Raw genomic sequence first — 18,695 nt, 5'->3', positions numbered from 1 at the left:
TCAGGCGCGCTTCTGTTCAAATTCTCGCATGTAGTCCACCAGCGCCTGTACACCGGCCAAGGGCATGGCGTTGTAGATGCTGGCACGCATGCCGCCCACGGACTTGTGGCCCTTGAGTTGCAGCAGGCCGCGCTCGCGGGCGCCGGCCAGGAAGGCGTCGTTGCGCGACTCGTCGCGCAGGAAGAAGGGGATGTTCATGCGCGAACGGCAGTTGGCGGCCACCTTGTTCACGTACAGCTGCGAGGCGTCGATGGCGTTGTACAGCAGCTCGGCCTTGGCGATGTTGCGCTGCTCCATGGCGGCCACGCCGGTCAGCTCGCCCTCGCGCTGGCGCAGCAGCCACTGGAAGGTCAGGCCCGCCACGTAGATGCCCCAGGTGGGTGGCGTGTTGTACATGGACTCGTTGTCCGCCACGGTCTTGTAGTCGAAGGCGCTGGGGCAGGCGGGCAGGGCATGGCCCAGCAGGTCTTCGCGCACCACCACCAGGGTCAGGCCGGCGGGGCCCAGGTTCTTCTGCGCGCCGCCGAAGGCCAGGCCCACGCGCGACCAGTCCACGCTGCGCGAGGCCACGTGCGAGGAGAAGTCGATGACCAGCGGGGCATCGGAGCCCAGGGCCTTGAGGTCGGGCAGTTCGTGGAATTCGGTGCCGTTGATGGTTTCGTTGCTGCACAGGTGCAGGTAGCTCGCGCCGCGGCTCAGGTTCCAGGTGGCGGGGTCGGGCACGGTGGTGAAGTCGCTGTCCTGGCTGCTGGCGGCGATGTTGACTTCCGAGGCGTACTTGCGCGCCTCCTTTTGCGACTTCTGGCTCCAGCTGCCGGTGACCACAAAGTCCACGACGGCGGCGCGCGAGAGGTTCAGCGGCACGATGGCGTTCTCTGCCAGGCCGCCGCCCTGCATGAACAGGATCTTGAAGTTCGCGGGCACGGCCAGCAGCGTGCGCAGGTCGGCCTCGGCCTGCTGGTAGATGGACAGGAACTCCTTGCCACGGTGGCTCATCTCCATCACGCCCATGCCGCTGCCATGCCAGTCCAGCATTTCGGAGGCGGCTTGCTGCAGCACTTCGGCGGGAATGGCGGCGGGGCCGGCGGAGAAGTTGTAGGGGCGGTTCATGTCAGGCGAAACGAAAAAAGGAAGGTCAGTCTCGATGGGCTGGCGGCTTGCGCCGCGCTGGCCCGCATTGCTTCATGCTGCACCAAGCCGCATCGCGCGCAGCACCCGGCAGGCCCCGGGGATGCTGCTGCGCGCATGCAGTCCGTCAGGACTCGGAGGGCCCGTCCGCTCCCGGTGCGGCGTCACCGCCGGCGTCGGCTGCGCCGCCTTCGCCTTCGATCACATTGGCATCGTTCTCGACGATGCGCTGCAGGCCGCTGAGCTGGGAGCCCTCGTCCAGTGCGATCAGCGTCACGCCCTGCGTGGCGCGGCCCAGCTCGCGGATCTCGGAGACGCGGGTGCGCACCAGCACGCCCTTGTCGGTGATCAGCATGATCTCGTCGTCGGCATGCACCAGCGTGGCGGCCACGACCTTGCCGTTGCGCTCGCTCTGCTGGATCGCGATCATGCCCTTGGTGCCGCGGCCGTGGCGCGTGTACTCGACGATGCTGGTGCGCTTGCCGTAGCCGTTTTCGGTGGCAGTGAGCACGCTTTGCGTTTCGTCTTCGGCGACCAGCATGGCGATCACGCTCTGGCCGTCTTCCAGCGTCATGCCGCGCACGCCGCGGGCCTGGCGGCCCAGGGGGCGCACGTCGTTCTCGTCGAAGCGCACGGCCTTGCCGCCGTCGCTGAACAGCATCACGTCGTGCTGGCCATCGGTCAGCGCCGCGCCGATCAGGTAGTCGCCGTCATCGAGGTTGACGGCGATGATGCCGCCCTTGCGCGGGTTGCTGAACTCGTCGAGCGCGGTCTTCTTCACGGTGCCCATGCTGGTCGCCATGAACACGTAACGGTCGGCCGGGAAGGTGCGCATGTCGCCGGTGAGCGCCAGCACCACGTTGATCTTCTCGCCTTCCTGCAGCGGGAACATGTTGACGATGGGGCGGCCACGCGAGCCGCGCGAGCCTGCCGGCACTTCCCAGACCTTGAGCCAGTACAGCCGGCCGCGGTTGGAGAAGCACAGGATGTAGTCGTGCGTGTTGGCGATGAAGAGCTGGTCGATCCAGTCGTCTTCCTTGGTTGCCGTGGCCTGCTTGCCGCGCCCGCCGCGCTTTTGCGAGCGGTACTCGGACAGGGGCTGGCTCTTGATGTAGCCGGTGTGGCTGAGCGTCACCACCATGTCGGTGGGGGTGATCAGGTCCTCGGTGGAGAGATCCTGCGCGCTGTATTCGACGATGCTGCGGCGTGCGCCCAGCTTGCTCTGGCCGAATTCCGTCTTGATCGAGGTGAGCTCTTCGCCAATGATGGTGGAGACGCGCTCGGGCTTGGCCAGGATGTCCAGCAGGTCTTCGATGACCGACATGACTTCCTTGTACTCGGCGACGATCTTGTCCTGCTCCAGGCCGGTCAGGCGCTGCAGGCGCATCTGCAGGATTTCCTGGGCCTGCGTTTCCGACAGGCGGTACAGGCCGTCCTGGCCCATGCCGAATTCCTTCTCCAGCCCATCGGGGCGGTAGTCGTCGGCACTCACCACGCCGCCATCGGCGCGCGTGCGGGTGAGCATCTCGCGCACCAGCTTGCTGTCCCAGGGGCGGGCCATCAGCTCGGCCTTGGCCACCGGCGGGGTGGGGGCGTTGCGGATGATGGCGATGAAATCGTCGATGTTGGCCAGCGCCACGGCCAGGCCTTCGAGCACGTGGCCGCGGTCGCGCGCCTTGCGCAGCTCGAACACCGTGCGGCGGGTGACCACTTCGCGGCGGTGCTGCAAAAAGACGCTGATCAGGTCGCGCAGGTTGCACAGGCGGGGCTGGCCGTCGATCAGCGCCACCATGTTCATGCCGAAGGTGTCCTGCAGCTGCGTCTGCTTGTACAGGTTGTTGAGCACCACCTCGGGCACTTCGCCGCGCTTGAGCTCGATCACCAGGCGCATGCCCGACTTGTCGGACTCGTCCTGGATGTGGCTGATGCCCTCGATCTTCTTCTCGTGCACCAGTTCGGCCATGCGCTCCTGCAGCGTCTTCTTGTTGACCTGGTAGGGCAGCTCGTCGACGATGATGGCCTGGCGCTGGCCGCGGTCGATGTCCTCGAAGTGGCACTTGGCGCGCATCACGACCTTGCCGCGGCCGGTGCGGTAGCCGTCCTTCACGCCGTTGATGCCGTAGATGATGCCGGCCGTGGGGAAGTCGGGTGCGGGAATGATCTCCATCAGCTCGTCGACCGTGGCGTCGGGGTTGCGCAGCATGTGCAGGCAGCCATCGACCACTTCGTTGAGGTTGTGCGGCGGGATGTTGGTGGCCATGCCCACCGCGATGCCGGCCGAGCCGTTGACCAGCAGGTTGGGCAGCTTGCTGGGCAGGACCAGCGGCTCCTTCTCGCTGCCGTCGTAGTTGGGGCCGAAGTCGACGGTTTCCTTGTCGATGTCGCCCAGCATCTCGTGCGCGATCTTCGCCAGGCGGATTTCCGTGTACCGCATTGCGGCCGCGTTGTCACCGTCGACAGACCCGAAATTGCCTTGGCCATCCACCAGCATGTGGCGCAAGGAGAAGTCCTGTGCCATGCGCACGATGGTGTCGTACACCGCCGAATCGCCGTGCGGGTGGTACTTGCCGATCACGTCGCCGACGATACGCGCGGACTTCTTGTACGGCCGGTTCCAGTCGTTGTTGAGCTCGTGCATGGCGTACAGCACGCGCCGGTGCACGGGCTTCAAGCCATCGCGCGCATCGGGCAGCGCCCGGCCCACGATCACGCTCATCGCGTAGTCGAGGTAACTGCGCCGCATCTCCTCTTCGAGGCTGATGGGCAGGGTTTCTTTGGCAAACTGGGTCATAGGGCGGCAATGCGGCGAAGGAGAATCATTTTAGAGGGGAAAGCGTGTAGCGCTCCCGCAACATATCGTCGCAATTACGGTTTTGTCCTACGGGCCCCAATGCGGTGCGGGCGCTTTTGGTCAGTTACGTATGGCACAATCGTTTGAACGCTTTGGGTGATGGTCACCTCAAGCGTCCTGATTCGCAGCGCGGCTGCGGCTTTTTCCCCAAGAGGAGAACCATGAAGAAACTGAACAAAGTGGCGATGTTGTTTGCCTCTGCAGCGCTCGCAACCGCCGCTGGCGCTCAAACCGTTGACAACTGGAGAGACGCTTCTGGCCAACTGGTCTGGAAGAACGGCACGAACGAATACTGCTGGCGCAATGCCAACTGGACGCCGGCCACCGCCGCTCCAGGCTGCGATGGCGCCATCGTTGCTCCAGCTCCCGCACCCGCTGCTGCTCCTGCTCCTGGCGCTGCTCCCGCACCTGCACCAGCTGCTGCTCCAGCCGCTGCTGCTCCAGCAGTCATGGCCAGCAAGGTGACCTACGCTGCCGACGCATTCTTCGACTTCGACAAGTCGGTGCTGAAGGCAGAAGGCAAGGCCAAGCTGGACGACCTGGTCTCCAAGGTCAAGGGCATCAACCTGGAAGTCATCATCGCCGTGGGTCACACCGACTCCGTGGGCTCCGATGCTTACAACCAGAAGCTGTCGGTCCGCCGTTCCGAAGCCGTCAAGGCTTATCTGGTGTCCAAGGGCATCGAAAAGAACCGCGTGTACACCGAAGGCAAGGGCGAGAAGCAACCAGTGGCTGACAACAAGACCGCTGAAGGCCGCGCCAAGAACCGCCGCGTGGAAATCGAAGTGGTTGGCACCCGCGCCGGCCAGTAATCTCTCGATTGCTTCGCACCAAAAAGCCCCGGCAACGGGGCTTTTTTTCGTCTGGAGCCGGCTGAGGGCGCGGCCTTTGTACTGGTACAAAGTGCACCACCCTTGTCCGGACCGCCGCCTCTTATATATATGAGCGGGCAACAGCCCCTCCTGGGGTGCTGGCCGCCTGGAGATCCCGCCATCGTTGACAATGCATGCCATGAGTGACGATACGACCACCCCCACCCTGAATGCCGATCCGGCCGAGCTGGCCAAGTTTTCCGCACTGGCCCACCGCTGGTGGGACCCGGACAGCGAGTTCCGCCCACTGCACCAGATCAACCCGCTGCGCCTGGACTGGATCCATGCCTTGGCAGGCCTGGGTGGCAAGCGCGTGCTCGACGTGGGTTGTGGCGGCGGCATCCTGGCCGACTCCATGGCGCGAAAGGGCGCGGACGTGACCGGTATCGACCTGGCGAGCAAGGCGCTGCGCGTGGCCCAGTTGCACGCGCTCGAGGCCGGCACCAAAGGGGTGCAGTACCGCGAGATCAGCGTGGAGGCGCTCGCGGCCGAGCAGCCCGCCAGCTTCGATGTGGTGACCTGCATGGAGATGCTGGAGCACGTACCCGACCCGGCCTCCGTCGTCAAGGCTTGTTCTGCATTGGTCAAGCCCGGCGGCTGGGTATTCTTCTCCACCATCCACCGCAATGCCAAGGCCTTCATGCTGGCCATCGTGGGGGCGGAATACGTGCTCAACATGCTGCCGCGCGGCACGCACGAGTATGCCAAGATGATCCGCCCGAGCGAGCTGGCTTTGCACTGCCGCGCTGCAGGCCTGGATGTGCAGCAGACGCGGGGGCTGGAATACAACCCATTGACCAAGCGCTATTGGCTGAGCGGGGACACCAGCGTGAACTACATGTTCGCCACCCGCAAGCCGGCCTGAGCCCCATCGAGAGACCCTGTCCGTGACGACGAACCCCATATTCCACAACATCCGCGCCGTGCTGTTCGACCTCGACGGCACCCTGATCGACAGCGCACCCGATCTGGCGGCCGCCGCCGACAAGATGCGCACCGACCGCGGCATGGAATCGCTGCCGCTCGAACGCTACCGCCCCATGGCCGGCGCAGGTGCGCGCGGCATGCTGGGCGAGGCCTTCGGCCTCAAGCCCGAGGACGCCGAATTCGCCGCCCTGCGCGAGGAGTTCTTTGCCAACTATGAGGCGCGCATGACCGTGCTGACGCAGGTGTTCGACGGCGTGCCCGCCATGGTCGAGGCCCTGCACGCGAAGGGCCTGGCCTGGGGCGTGGTGACCAACAAGGCCATGCGCTTCACCGACCCGCTCACCCGCGCCATGCCGCTGTTCGCCAGCGCGGGCGCCGTGGTCAGCGGCGACACCACACCGCATGCCAAGCCCCACCCGGCGCCGCTGCTGGAGGCTGCCGCTCGCTTGAAAATCGACGCCAGCCAATGCATCTACGTGGGCGATGACGAGCGCGACATCGTCGCCGGCCTGGCCGCCGGCATGGGCACCGTTGCCGCCACCTACGGCTACCTGGGTGCTGCCCAGGCGCCGCACGCCTGGGGCGCGCACGCTGCAATTAAATCTCCCTCCGAGCTCTTGCAACTGCTGGGACAGGCCTAAAATAGAGGGTCTGGGGCTGTCCTGGTTTCGACGTGGGTTCGGAGTCAGTGTGGTGCATGTCGAGCTTGAGTCACGCTCGTAAATCTCGATTTAACAAACTAACTGCAAACGACGAACGTTTCGCACTCGCTGCTTAATTGCCAGTGAGCCTTGCAACAGTTGGCCGATGGGCTGGGCAAGGGGGTTCTGAGCAATCAGTGCCTCCCGGCTGCAAGGATAATTACATGGGCTGGCTCCAATCCGGGTACCTTGGGTTGGGGCGAGATTCAAGGGTACTGGCGGCCGGTGTAGCGTGCGACTGCGCGACACAGGCAGCGAGATCCAAAACAGACCGCTAAACATGTAGATCTGCCTGGTGAAGGCTTGCGGACGCGGGTTCAATTCCCGCCAGCTCCACCATTACAACGTCCAAGGGCGTTCGCTGACATCCAGCGAACGCCCTTTTTCTTTGGTGAATCAACGACTTACAGTGCATAGACGTTCGCGGTAGTCCATCTACATCCGAGGCAAAGCGGGGGAACAGACGGGGGAACAAATCCGGAAAGTCGTAGACTCGGGCCAGTTGTTCCCCCGTTTCCCTATGGGGGAGCCCGTTCCCCCACCCCTGGAGCTGTTCCCCCATGCTGACCGATGCGCACTGCAAAAACGCGAGTTGTTCCCCCGGCGCCAAACGCGAGCGCCTGGCCGACTCGGGAGGCCTGTACCTGGAGGTCAGCCCCTCGGGTTCAAAGCGGTGGTTCTGGAAGTACCGCAAGGATGGGAAGGAAGGGCGCATGGCACTGGGCAGTTACCCGGCCGTGGGCCTGACGGCCGCCCGCAAGGCGCGTGATGCCGCCAAGAGCCAGAAGGCGGCAGGCGTTGACCCGGTGCAGGCCCGCAAGGTGGAGAAGCTCAAGGGCGCCCGGCAGGACGGCGACACCTTCAAGGCCGTGGCCCTGGAGTGGCACGGTAAGCAGGTGCCCGAGTGGAGCCCTGGCCATGCCGAGCGCACCAAGCGCCAGCTTGAGCGGGATCTGTTCCCCTGGATTGGTGAGCGCTCGATGGCCAGCATTGAACCCATGGAACTGCTGGCCGCCCTGCAGAAGGTGGAAGAGCGTGGCGCGATAGAAACCGCCGACCGCGCCCTGATGCTGTGCCGCCAGGTATGGCGCTACTGGCTCCCCACCGCTGCCAACACCCAGCGCGACATTACCGAAGGCCTGAAAAGCCGCCTCACGCCCTATCGCGGCACGAACTTCCCCGCCGTGGTGGAGCCGAAGCGCTTTGGCGAGTTGCTGCGGGCCATGCACGCCTACAAGGGCGGGCCGACCGTGCGCACGGCGCTGCTGCTGGCCCCGCTGCTGTACCAGCGCCCGGGTAACCTGCGGGCCATGGAGTGGGCTGAGCTGGACCTTGATGCCGCACTGTGGACCATCCCAAGCGCGAAGATGAAGCGCACCAAAAGGGAAAAAGAGCAGGGCGCTGCTCACGTGGTGCCCATGCCCACCCAGGCCGTGGAGCTGCTGCGCGATCTGCACCCCCTCACAGGCCACGGCGCATACGTGTTCCCTGGCCAGCGCGACCACGGCCGGCCCATGTCGGATAACTCGGTACGCAGTGCCCTGTACTCGCTGGGCTTCGGCGATGAACAGTCATGGCATGGCTTTCGGGCCAGCGCCCGCACGATGCTGGTGGACCAGCTCGATCTCGACCCGCTGGCCATTGAAGCGAACCTGGCCCACGCGGTGAAGGACTCCAACGGCCGCAGCTACAACCGCACCCAGTACCTCACGAAGCGCTTTGACCAGGTGCAGCAGTGGGCCGACTACCTGGACAAACTGCGCAAGGGTGCAGACGTGTTGCCAATGCCGCAGCGTGCCGCCTGACGGGCTGCACCAGCACCAGACACAAGGGGCCGTGAGGCCCTTTTTTCATGGGCGCGCGATGGTCGTGCAAATTTCCTTCACCACCATTCCCGGGAAAACCGTGGGAACAGTGGGAACAGACACCATGAACCTAGCAACCATGCGGATTACCGGCCGGTAGCGAGTGGGAACAAAGTGGGAACAGACTGGGAACAGAGTGGGAACACTTTTACATAGTGAGAAAAATAACTCACACAACACTCTTTTCTACCTATTCCCATCCCTTCATGGCCTCGCTTTTGGCCCTTTGGCCCTGCCGTGTCATCGGCGCACCGGCACGCACATTCGTGGAAATGAGCGCGTGAGGGCCTTCCCCTGGAACCACCCTCGGGGCCGCGTGCAGACGTTTGCACTCGCGTCGTCTGTCTGTGGATAACTATTCCCATTAATGTGCTGAAATATTGAGCAAGTGCACCATGCGCTGGGAACCCGCATGAATGCTCACTCTCCCGATAATGTGCGAAAAGCTGTCCACAATGCACAGTAGATACGACGGGCGTTATGTTTAATAGTGTGCGCTATACGGTGATTTTTGCACACTATCGGGAGGAATGACACAATGAACGCCACGAAAGGATTTCCATGACGATTGATGACTTTGACGCTGCGCTGTCGGCACTGGGCTGGAAGGTAAGTGAGTTCTGCCGTGCAACGGGTCTGCACCGCAACACCCCTAGCCGTTGGCGTAATGACGGCGTGGAGATACCCGCATGGGTGCCCCAGCACTTGGGCCTGCTGCTTGAGCTGAAACGCCTGCAGGCTACCTACTTGGTGCCGCCTCCGGCTAACGGGGAAGATTGATGGCTATCGATTCGGTCAGTGCGATCAAGCCGCCTGATGGCAGTGATTGGGTGCCGCAAGGTCCATATGGTTTGCAGCGCTTTAGCGGGACTGGCGATTGCCGCCTATTGCGCCTTGACGAAGCTCTCCATTGGATGGGGCACAAGCTGGAATGGCCGCGAAAGAAGGCCATATATGCCGTTTTCAGCCACCTGATTCAGTTGGATGAAGCCGACTCGCCGCATCGGCGTATGGTGCTGTATGTCATCAATGGGGATGACTACGCGCAACCTCTGGCAATCGGCGACAAGCTCAATCCCAAAACGAAGGATCTGTGGGGGGAGCTTTCGTATTCTTATCCTGATACCAGCTCTTCGGGAACTGTGCGCGAAATTGCCAACACATGGGAGGACTCTTGGCCGGGCTATGTGCTTCGCACTGATGATTTTTATCGCATCGGCTGGATCGCGTATTGCAAGCAGATGAAGCAGGTAGCTCGATCTTCCGTGGGGCCGGCCGAATGGGAAGAGTTGTATCGGACGAAGTACTTTTTGAGCCTCGAAGACTGGGTGAAACGATGCACAAAGTTCATGCGCTCTTTCGGGCGTCTTGCTGTGCCTTTCGCGGTGGCGCATGAATTGTGGAGTTGGGGCACTGTAGTGGAGGAAGCGCGTGCATCCGCCTTTCCTCTGGCGGATTGGGACGCCCTAAAAGCGTACCGCCAAGCAAATCAGGGAAGCGACTGGGGGCTGGGCAATCAGATACCGGTAGCACTCACCGAGCTTGGCCAGCGCAAGGAATTGGGAATAACGGAGTCCGCCGCACTTGACGCAATGGCTAAAGAGGTGGGACTAGCGGGGCGAGAATCGTTGCGCAAGCCGCTCAAGCTGTCAGTCACTAGTAGCGGCCGCAAGCGCGCGGCGAAGGACGCGGCAGGCACTGGGCAGCCCGTTACCGCAGTGCGAGACGGGCGCAAGGTTGCATAGGCGCTGCTTTGGTGGGGCGTCTTTCTGGTTCAATGGCGCTTCATTCAAACTACCGGATGTGACATGAGCCCAGAGCTTGAGAAGCGGTTGCAGGCGTTGAGCAACACCAGCAAGGGACTACCTTTCATCGTTGAGATGCTTGAGCGGGGCGACTTCGCTGACCCGAAAGAACAAGCTGAGGTCAAACGTTGGGTGACGCGGGAAGCAAAGCTGCGCCATAAGGCCTTCTTGCGAACTCCGCAGGGATCTGCTGTGCGGCAAGCGGATGCGGCAGGGCGCGCGGTTTGGATATCGCTGCTTGCCCTGGCCATATCAGCTGTTGCGTTGTGGCAGTCGTGGAAGTAGGCATAGCCTCTCCCTGGTGCCTTGCTGATCCGCCCCAGGCACGCTACACTGCGCGCAAGCCGAGAGGCCCGGTGCTTGAAAACACCCCATCCGAAGAGGTCGCAGCCCCCACCTGAAAGCGGGGCTTTGTCACGCCTAAATTCTGGGTCGGTGCGCCTGCGCCGCCTCTCATGGTTTCGGGCGGGATGGGGCGAACGGCAACGCCGCCCGCACGGCTTCGGACGTGTTTTCAACATCCCGTCCACCCGCTGCGCTTGAAAACGCAAACGGTGGTTCCCTTGATTCCCGAAGGAGCCAAGACCATGACTGCCACCACTTCGGCCGGCCGCTGCGCTGCGCCCAAATCGCCCACCTCGGGCACCCCTGATCCCATCCAGTTGTATGCCGATGCGCACAACGCATTGGCCATGGCGCTGCATTACCTACGCATGCCTCAAGCCAATGTGCCCGGTGCATCACGCAAGGCTGTGCAGGCCCTGGCCGCGCTGCGCTGCCTGGCGAGTGCAGATGTGTGCGCAAGCCCAGATGGGAGTGCTTGACCATGGCACATCCTCACACCCCGGCTCCCGCCACCATGGCAATGTTTGCGGCCTGGCTGGCAGCACGCCAGCAATGTGCCCTGCAGGGCATGCAGTGCAGCACGGGCCAGGCCTTCGGCGTGCACTGCGATGCGTTCGCTGCACTGGCCACAGCGCACCGCCTGGTGCAGCAGTTTGAAGGTGAGCAAGTGGGCCAGGTAGCCCCGTGCGCGCCAATCAATAGGAGGGCTTAAGCCATGGCACAAATGCAATGGAGCCGGGGCCAGCTCGCATGCGCTCTGTCGGAGATTTCTCGCACTGCGCGAGCCATGGAGCGCATAGGGACGATGCAGCAGGACGCGCCCTTGGGTGGGGAACTGGAGGATGAAGACGCGCTCGCTTTTGCCAGTCGATGCCTCGCGCAGCGCATCGGGTGGCTGGCCGATATGGCCGCGCAATGTGCTGCGCCAGCTGGTGGGTATGTGGATCTGCACTCGCCGCTGGAATGGTCGATGCCGCCTGTGTTCGCTGATCGTGGGAGGGCTTGAGCCATGGCCACATCAGACGACCTGCAAGCCCTCAAGTTGGCGGAAGCGGTAGAGGTAATGGACGGATTGTCGGAAGACGGATTCTCTGAAATTGCCGCCATCGCAAAGCTCGCATTGAAGAGCTTTGAAAGCCCAGACGGCTACCGTCATCTAGACAACATCGTGCATGCCCTCAAAGCGATTTGGGGCAAGGCAGACGAGATACAAGGCTGCATAAGCCGCCAAGCCGAGTCAGTCAAATGCCGTCATGTAGACCGGGCGCAGCAACGCCGCTCTGTGGCTTGGCTTGCCTTCAAAGAACAGGAGACTGCCCATGCTCGCAAATCACATTGAGCGGCCGAGCGTGACGCTTTCCGACAGGCGCCAGCGCGTTTGCTTGGAAGTTGCATGGGAGCTGGACGCGCTGGCCAGGCTGCTGCCCGGCCTGGTGCCCAACATCGAGGAAGCGCACGGCGCACACCATGCGGTGCGGGGCATTGCTGGGCGCTTTCTGCGGCTGGCAGAAGCGCTGATGGGGGCGATTGATTCGCCGGCTTACGTCGATGAGCACCTTGAGCAAATCATTGACCTAAGGAACCCCGGCCAGGGGTAGAAAGTGGCCTCGCATTGCGCCGCAGGCCGCGCATTGGGTTGCAGGAGGGTTGCAGCGATAAGTCCGGCCGTGAGTGCGTCCAGCTCTCAGCGAGCCAGTGCGGAAAGCTGCAACCCATTTGCAACGCGACTTTGCAGAGTTGCATGGCGAAAACTGCGTTCATGCCTTGTGTGCACCACGACGGATGCGCCGGCAGACATGAAAGGTTTTTCCATGCAAGTTGTGCACTCCACCAAACCCGTTGTTCCCCGTGATCGCCTGTTGCGCCTGCCCGATGTCGAGGCCGCGACCGGCTGCAAGAAAAGCACCATTTACAAGCTGATGAAAGAGGGCAAGTTTCCCCGCTGTGTGCGTATCACTGCCCGCATGGCCGCGTGGCCTGAGTCGGCAATCTTCGCTTGGGTACAGGCCCGCATCGCAGGGGATGACCCAGCATGAAACGCGCGATGACACGAGTTGAGCATGCGGCCCATCTGCTGGCATGGCGCACTTTTCAACACGAAACCCTTTTCGTGCCACTGGGGTTTGGCGAGCTGCTGCCGCAGCAACTGGCCGGGGTCGTGGAGAAAGAGCGCATGTCGTTTCTCAAGGCAGACCATCAGGCAGGAACGTGCCTCGATGCGCTGGCCGAGCAGCTTGTGCACACGTATGCACCTGTGGCCCCTGAGGTGTGGCGTCGGCTGGATGCCGCACGCGCTGCCTTGCAACTGGCTTCCACCCACGGCGACAACTGCCGCTACCTGCAGGCGGCAGAGCTGACCTACCTGCGGCCCCTCGCCTGGCGCAATGAAGAGTGGTTTAACCACCCCGGTACATGACAACACCCATCACCCCCGACCTGATCCGCGCAGCCCTGGCGCACATTCCGGCCAGCCTTGCGCGGGACGAATGGGCGCGGGTGGCCATGGCCATAAAAAGCGAGTATCCAGATAACACCGGCCAGGAGCTTTTCGAGGCATGGAGCGCGACTGCAGACACGCACGACGCGCGGGCCACGCGCAGCACCTGGCGCAGCATCAAAGCTGGCGGGGGCGTCACCATCAGCACGCTGTTGCACATCGCCAAGGTGCATGGCTTTACCCTGCCCAAGGCCACCGAAACGCCGGCAGCGCCTGACCCTGCCGAGCTGGCCAGGCGCGAGGTAGAGCGGGCCAGACAGCGCCAAGAAGAACAGACCACGCGCCAGGCAGCGCAGGCCGCAGCGGCGGCCGAGGCGGTGGCTTTGTGGGATGCCAGCAGCGACAGCGGCACAAGCGCTTACCTGGCACGCAAGGGCGTGCAGGCGGTAGGCGTGCGCTTCACTGCAGACGGCTGGCTGCTGGTGCCGGTGCGCGATGCGGCGGGCAAGCTGTGGAACCTGCAGCGCATTGCGCCTGAGCGCGCACGTTATGGCACAGACAAACTGTTCATCAAGGGTGGGCGAAAGTCTGGCCTGTGGCACTGGTGCGGTGAGCCGGCCGGCGCCGATGTGCTGTTGATTGCTGAGGGCTACGCCACGGCCGCCAGCCTGCACCAGGCCACGGGCCGGCCTGTCGCTGTCGCCTTCGATGCCGGCAACCTGGCGAGCGTGGCCAAGGCTCTGCAGGCGTCTTACCCTGCTGCTCTGCTGGTGCTGTGTGGCGACGATGATCAGGCCACCGAGGCACGCACAGGCACCAACACCGGCCGCGTGAAGGCCCAGGCAGCAGCGCAGGCGGTGGGGGGCTTGGCCGTTTTCCCTGAGGGGCTGCCCGAGGGCGGCAGCGACTTCAACGACATGGGCCAGGCGCGCGGCATGGAAGCTGTGAGCGGTTGCATTGATGCAGCCATTCATGCGAGGGGCACAGAGCCCGCAGAACCGGCTGACGCGGGGCAGGGTGGGCCAAGCGGCAATGCGCCCCCTCCTGGCCCGCCTGGCCGCCCTGCTGGGCCAAGCGGCGCGGCTGCGGGGGAGGGGCGCCCCTTCGACCCCTTCACCGTGGATGATTCGGGCGTATGGCATGCCGGCGTGGACCGCGAGGGCCAGCCAAAGCCGCCGCAGTGGGTTTGCAGCCGCCTGGACGTGCAGGCCCTGACGCGAGACCAAGACGGGGCAGGGTGGGGCTACCTGCTCGCCTTTGCCGACCCGCTGGGCAAGCCCAAGCAATGGGCTATGCCCGCCCGCATGCTGTCTGGTGATGGTGGGGAATACCGCGCCGCGCTGCTGAATATGGGCCTGCGCATCGCCCCATCGCCCAGCGCCCGCAACCTTCTGACCCAGTACATCCAAACGCGCGACCCCGGCGAGTTTGCGAGCTGTACGGACCGTATCGGCTGGCACGGCCGGGCCTTCGTGCTGCCGCATGAAACTATCGGCGACGATGCCGAGCGCATCGTGTTCCAGTCTGAAAACCAGATGGAAAACACCTTTCGTGTGAAGCACGATGCGGAGGTTTGGCGCGACCGCATCGGGGCGCTGTGCATAGGCAATTCGCGCCTGGTGTTCGCCGTGGCCAGCGCATTTGCCGGGCCGCTGCTGCGCCCTGCAGGTATGGAGAGCGGCGGCTTTCACATTCGTGGCGACAGCTCCAGCGGCAAGACCACGGCCCTGCGTCTGGCCGCCAGCGTTTACGGTGGCCCGAGCTACATGCAGCGCTGGCGCACGACCGATAACGCGCTTGAAGCCATCGCGGCGCAGCATTGCGATTCGTTGCTGATCCTTGATGAGCTGGCGCAGGTAGAGGGCAAGGTGGCCGGGGAGTGTGCATATATGCTGGCCAACGAACAGAGCAAAGCACGCGCCACACGCAACGGCGCGCCACGTGCCCGCCTGTCCTGGCGCCTGCTGTTTCTCAGTGCCGGTGAGTTGGGCCTAGCCGACCACATGGCCGAGGGCATGAAGCGCACGCGCACCGGCCAAGAGGTGCGCATGGCCGACATTCCGGCCGATGCCGGCGCCGGCTTCGGCACGTTCGAGAACCTGCACGACTTCGCAGGCGGGGCCGTGTTCTCCAGCCATCTGACGCGAGAGGCGCAGACCTGCCATGGTGCGCCAGGCCGCGCATTCCTTGAATGGGCCTGCAGCAACGCGGATGGCCTGGGCAAGCGTGTGCGCGCGCGCGTGCAGGCCCTGGCACGGCAGTGGGTGCCCGAGGGTGCCTCGGGCCAGGTGGACCGGGTGGCCGCACGGTTTGCCCTGGTGGGGGCGGCCGGCGAGCTGGCCACAGAGGCGCAGCTCACGGGGTGGCCAGCGGGCGAGAGCGAGCGCGCTGCACACGTGTGCTTTCAAGCCTGGCTGCGCGCCCGTGGCGGCGCCGGCAATGGCGAGGTGGTCAGCATGCTGCGGGCCGTGCGCCGCTTTCTGGAATCGCACGGTGAAGGCCGCTTTACCTGGTGGCACCGGGCATCCGACGACCACAACGCCAAGACGCTGCAGCGGGCAGGATTTCGCCGCATGGTTGACAAGGACGGCAAGCCGATCAAAAACGATGCCGAGCACCAGCGGGAGTATGGCGAGCGCATGGCCCCTGCCGATGGCGAGGGGGTCAGCGTTGAATACTTCGTGCTGCCCGAGGTGTTCCGTGCCGAGGTGTGCCAAGGCTTCGACTACCAGGCAGTGGCCCGTGTCCTTCTGGAGCATGGGGCATTGATCCCTGGTACCGGTCGTGCATTCGATTGCAAGCAGCGTTTGCCGGGGATGGGGTTGTCAAACTGCTTCCGCATTTCCCCAGCGCTTTTCGCCATCGACATTTAGCTGTTGACACAGCATCAGAGGCCGAGACTGTACAGGCACCAAGAGCCACCGTCTCGAACTCTGCCCTCTGCGCAAATCTCTCACTTGGTTAGAGTCAGGCTCCATGCAGCCCACTGCCTCAGAGCGTTTCCAATCCTTCTTTGAGAACCCTCAGACCAGTGAGTTTCGAATTTTTCCTTTAGGTGCTGCCCAACATCTAAACCAGACAAACTTTCTTTCGCAGTGACAAGTTCAATCGCCGCACGGACAGTAGGGCGTGACGCCGCCCTTGTTGCGACCACAAGAGAGGCTTGAGAGGTTGTCGCTTCGGCCAGAGGTGTACCGTCTGGACGCGCAAGCCCCAAGCTCACGAGACATGCGAACGTATTTCGCCCGTGCTCCTTTTCCATTTCGAGTCGGCTTCGCTTAGAAGTACATAGATGTTCAAAGGCCGCCACAACTTTGTGTGGAGGTGCCTGGCCGAGAAAAATATCGGAAGCCCGACGAATGTCAGGAACCTCGGAGAGAGACGAAAGCCCTTTCTGAGAAGAATCAGCTACGACGAGTGTCTTGCCGATTTGGGACGTTATCCCCAAGCCATGAAGCCAACCTAGAACACGAACAGCATAGGATGCAATGGTCTTCGCTCCGAGTTCTTCGCGCTTGTTCGCCTCATCGTAAATTTGAGTGAAACGATCAGCCGGCAACGTGCCATGCATCGCCTTCTCTCTTAGCCTCCTGACAATCTCATGCGCATTCCAATAGGCAAGAGCTAGATCGAGCGCCTGCTGTTCTGACTTGAACGCGGGCACTATCTTCGTTTCCTTTCTGTTCGCCTCCACGTGACCCAAATTCGCTAGGTCGCGCACCAGGTTGTCTGTGGCTCCAATACTCAAACCCATGTGCTTCGCTAGCAGCGCGTAACTGAGCTGCGGTTTTCCAATTATGAAGCGCAATGCTTTTGCGTATCTTGGGAATGTGGTTTGAGGGATGTAGGTAACGGGGATGTATGGAATTTTCTCAGTGAGGATGTAGTCCCTAAAAATATCCCAGTAGACGGCAAGACGCGTGCCGCTCCGGATCACAAGGCGCTTGTCGATCAGTCTCGCAACAACGTCCTCGCCAAAGTCTTGGGTGATTCGGAAGAACTCAGCAGGCGACTCTTGCGCAATTTTTTTCAAGCACGCATGATCTGAAGGCCCCACATTATCCAGATCGCGCTTGAAAAGAGACTCGATATTTATGGATTGGTTGAGAATGTCGGCCTGCTCGATACCACTGCGAGACAGCTCCATAATGTGAACGCAAAGTTTCTTCAAGAGCCACGGAAAACCCTGCGAGTGATCCTGGAGAACTCGTCTCAACTGAGGGATTAGGGGCTGACCAAGTTCTTTCGCAAAGCGGTTGATCGCAGTCTCAACCTCTCTCTTGGAGAAAGGGATGAGTGCCAGCTCCTTTCGGCGATCTGCGAGCGAGTGCCACAAGTGATACGCGTTGTGCTCCGCTGGGATTACGCCGTCAGTCTTCCACGAAAAGCCGATCACCAAGTTGGATTGCGTCTCCTCGACAGCGGCACATATGCTTCGCATTTGGCTGAAAACGTCTGCCAGCTCAGCTTTGTAAAGCAGCTCCTCGAACTGGTCAAAAAACACGCATAGCACTCTGCCCTGAGCTTCCAATGCTCTAAAAAACTCATGCATTGGCGGAGTGGAGAAGATGCTCGCTGCTCCGCCAAGCTCTGGAGCCTCTAAGCTTGTACCGAAGCCAGCACTCATTGCAGCCCGAACAGCTGTTGAGACTGCCAGCTCAGGAAATCGCGCGGTCGTTGCTGCGCGAGAGTCGACAGTAAAGACAAAGTATTTTCCTCGATGGCGAACATTACGTGCCCGGGCTGCAATCTTGAGTACGGTGGAACTCTTGCCCCACCCGGACGGACCCTTTAGCGCAATCAATCGTGTGCTCGTTGTCTTGTTTCGTACCGCCTCCAAGAAATCGAAAATGTCACTCTGCAAACTATCGCGACCAATGAAATCTGCGGGCCGCGCGGGTCTGTAATCGGCCCAGTGGTCAGCCACCGGTACCTGAACTATGCTTTGAAGTTCGTCCCGAAGCCTGCTTTCGGCGACTGCCTGTGACTCAAGCTTCTCCGTAAGCCAAGGAACGGTGAATGTTGTGTCAGTTTTGGCAAGAAGGTCAAAAGTGGCTGCATCCGTGACCCGCTGTCCATTTTCAGCTTTGAACAGTAGAGCACCCGTCCGAATCCCCGTTCCGCTGTCGATCACCGGGATAGCCCAATACTCTGCACTAAGCGTAAGCAGTAGAACAGCTTCAGTTCCCGGAGTGAGCTTGCTCAGATCTATTGGGAGTTGTGCAGGATCGACTACTAGATGGGCTGAGATGAGCCGCTGCACCAAGTCTTGTGGTGGATATATTTGTAGTTGTCTACGTTCCTGAGGTGGGCGCTGATTCCACTCCTCCTGAAAACCCTTCGCATCCTTGCCTAAGGCGAATGTCGACAAGAGCCAGCCTGATGAATACTTGCGGAACATTACGTTCCCTAAAAGCTTGGTTAGAACTTCACTGGAGATCGTTGACCGGTACGCTTTGCACTCGACAAAGATCTTCTCACCAGTTGAGTGATCTGTTCCAAGTAGGTCAACCTCAGTCCCGGTGAGTCTTACCTGCTCCACGACCTTAAAGTTTTGCGTCTTCAAGAATCGTGCAGCAAATCGTTCTAGCACTGAGCCTCGCGCCGTAGTGGAGGTCTCAGGTGGAACAGCGACTTCTATTAGATGATCGAACGACATAAGTAGCCCCTTGAATTCACCAACTTTACCCGAGCGCATGACTGCCCGAGATCGACCGGTTGCAGACAGGCTGTTCGGGCGCGTGCAGAGGCGAGGTAAGTGCGC

16 protein-coding genes and 1 other RNA gene are annotated in these 18,695 nt (G+C 62.0%); 14 read left to right on the top strand and 3 right to left on the bottom strand.

Features of this window, described 5'->3' with window-relative positions:
• Together serC and gyrA are read right to left on the bottom strand one after the other, a co-directional pair.
• Positions 1-1,110 (bottom strand): 3-phosphoserine/phosphohydroxythreonine transaminase, encoded by a 1,110-nt coding sequence (gene serC / locus AC07X5_RS12890; protein ID WP_409961307.1) that lies wholly within the window; start codon positions 1,108-1,110, stop codon positions 1-3.
• Between the two features lie 145 nt (positions 1,111-1,255).
• Positions 1,256-3,919, bottom strand: coding sequence for a DNA gyrase subunit A (gyrA, locus tag AC07X5_RS12885; RefSeq protein ID WP_494770488.1), 2,664 nt, complete (start codon positions 3,917-3,919; stop codon positions 1,256-1,258).
• A gap of 221 nt (positions 3,920-4,140) precedes the next feature.
• On the opposite strand from gyrA, the gene ompA reads away from it, so the two are divergent.
• The 14 genes from ompA to AC07X5_RS12815 all read left to right on the top strand — a co-directional run bounded on the left by ompA (position 4,141) and on the right by AC07X5_RS12815 (position 15,804).
• Entirely contained in the window at positions 4,141-4,791 is a 651-nt protein-coding gene (ompA, locus tag AC07X5_RS12880) for an outer membrane protein OmpA (protein ID WP_494770685.1), read from the top strand.
• 199 nt (positions 4,792-4,990) lie between these two features.
• Complete coding sequence (ubiG, locus tag AC07X5_RS12875) at positions 4,991-5,716, top strand: bifunctional 2-polyprenyl-6-hydroxyphenol methylase/3-demethylubiquinol 3-O-methyltransferase UbiG (protein WP_494770487.1); 726 nt, start codon at positions 4,991-4,993, stop codon at positions 5,714-5,716.
• A 37-nt stretch (positions 5,717-5,753) separates the two neighbouring features.
• Positions 5,754-6,419 (top strand): phosphoglycolate phosphatase, encoded by a 666-nt coding sequence (gene gph / locus AC07X5_RS12870; RefSeq protein ID WP_494770684.1) that lies wholly within the window; start codon positions 5,754-5,756, stop codon positions 6,417-6,419.
• Positions 6,420-6,431: 12 nt separating this feature from the next.
• Positions 6,432-6,818, top strand: a transfer-messenger RNA (tmRNA) gene (gene ssrA / locus AC07X5_RS12865).
• A gap of 221 nt (positions 6,819-7,039) precedes the next feature.
• The gene (locus AC07X5_RS12860; protein WP_494770486.1) at positions 7,040-8,284 is read left to right on the top strand and encodes a tyrosine-type recombinase/integrase; all 1,245 of its coding nucleotides are present in this window, start codon (positions 7,040-7,042) and stop codon (positions 8,282-8,284) included.
• Positions 8,285-8,905: 621 nt separating this feature from the next.
• Complete coding sequence (locus tag AC07X5_RS12855) at positions 8,906-9,124, top strand: helix-turn-helix domain-containing protein (RefSeq protein WP_494770485.1); 219 nt, start codon at positions 8,906-8,908, stop codon at positions 9,122-9,124.
• Entirely contained in the window at positions 9,124-10,089 is a 966-nt protein-coding gene (locus AC07X5_RS12850) for a hypothetical protein (RefSeq protein WP_494770484.1), read from the top strand. Before AC07X5_RS12855 ends, AC07X5_RS12850 begins: the two co-directional genes overlap by 1 nt.
• Positions 10,090-10,152: 63 nt before the next feature.
• Entirely contained in the window at positions 10,153-10,434 is a 282-nt protein-coding gene (locus AC07X5_RS12845; RefSeq protein ID WP_494770483.1) for a hypothetical protein, read from the top strand.
• 302 nt (positions 10,435-10,736) lie between these two features.
• Positions 10,737-10,973: a hypothetical protein gene (locus AC07X5_RS12840; protein WP_494770482.1), complete on the top strand. Its 237-nt coding sequence runs from the start codon at positions 10,737-10,739 to the stop codon at positions 10,971-10,973.
• Between the two features lie 530 nt (positions 10,974-11,503).
• On the top strand, positions 11,504-11,833 hold the full coding sequence (locus AC07X5_RS12835; RefSeq protein WP_494770481.1) for a hypothetical protein: 330 nt from the start codon (positions 11,504-11,506) through the stop codon (positions 11,831-11,833).
• Positions 11,814-12,092 (top strand): hypothetical protein, encoded by a 279-nt coding sequence (locus AC07X5_RS12830; RefSeq protein WP_494770480.1) that lies wholly within the window; start codon positions 11,814-11,816, stop codon positions 12,090-12,092. The genes AC07X5_RS12835 and AC07X5_RS12830 overlap by 20 nt, the downstream gene beginning before the upstream one ends.
• Before the next feature lie 198 nt (positions 12,093-12,290).
• Positions 12,291-12,530, top strand: coding sequence for a helix-turn-helix transcriptional regulator (locus AC07X5_RS12825; protein WP_494770479.1), 240 nt, complete (start codon positions 12,291-12,293; stop codon positions 12,528-12,530).
• Positions 12,527-12,910 carry a hypothetical protein gene (locus AC07X5_RS12820; RefSeq protein WP_494770478.1) on the top strand — a complete coding sequence of 128 codons (384 nt, stop codon included), beginning with the start codon at positions 12,527-12,529 and terminating at the stop codon, positions 12,908-12,910. Before AC07X5_RS12825 ends, AC07X5_RS12820 begins: the two co-directional genes overlap by 4 nt.
• Positions 12,907-15,804: a DUF927 domain-containing protein gene (locus AC07X5_RS12815; protein ID WP_494770477.1), complete on the top strand. Its 2,898-nt coding sequence runs from the start codon at positions 12,907-12,909 to the stop codon at positions 15,802-15,804. Before AC07X5_RS12820 ends, AC07X5_RS12815 begins: the two co-directional genes overlap by 4 nt.
• Positions 15,805-15,884: 80 nt before the next feature.
• Here AC07X5_RS12815 and AC07X5_RS12810 read toward each other — a convergent pair whose 3' ends face one another.
• Complete coding sequence (locus AC07X5_RS12810) at positions 15,885-18,590, bottom strand: restriction endonuclease (protein ID WP_494770476.1); 2,706 nt, start codon at positions 18,588-18,590, stop codon at positions 15,885-15,887.
• Between the last annotated feature and the right edge of the window lie 105 nt (positions 18,591-18,695).

The organism is Acidovorax sp. GW458-11-26-14-TSB4, from assembly GCF_059423865.1.
This window is presented reverse-complemented; position numbering and strand designations above follow the sequence as displayed.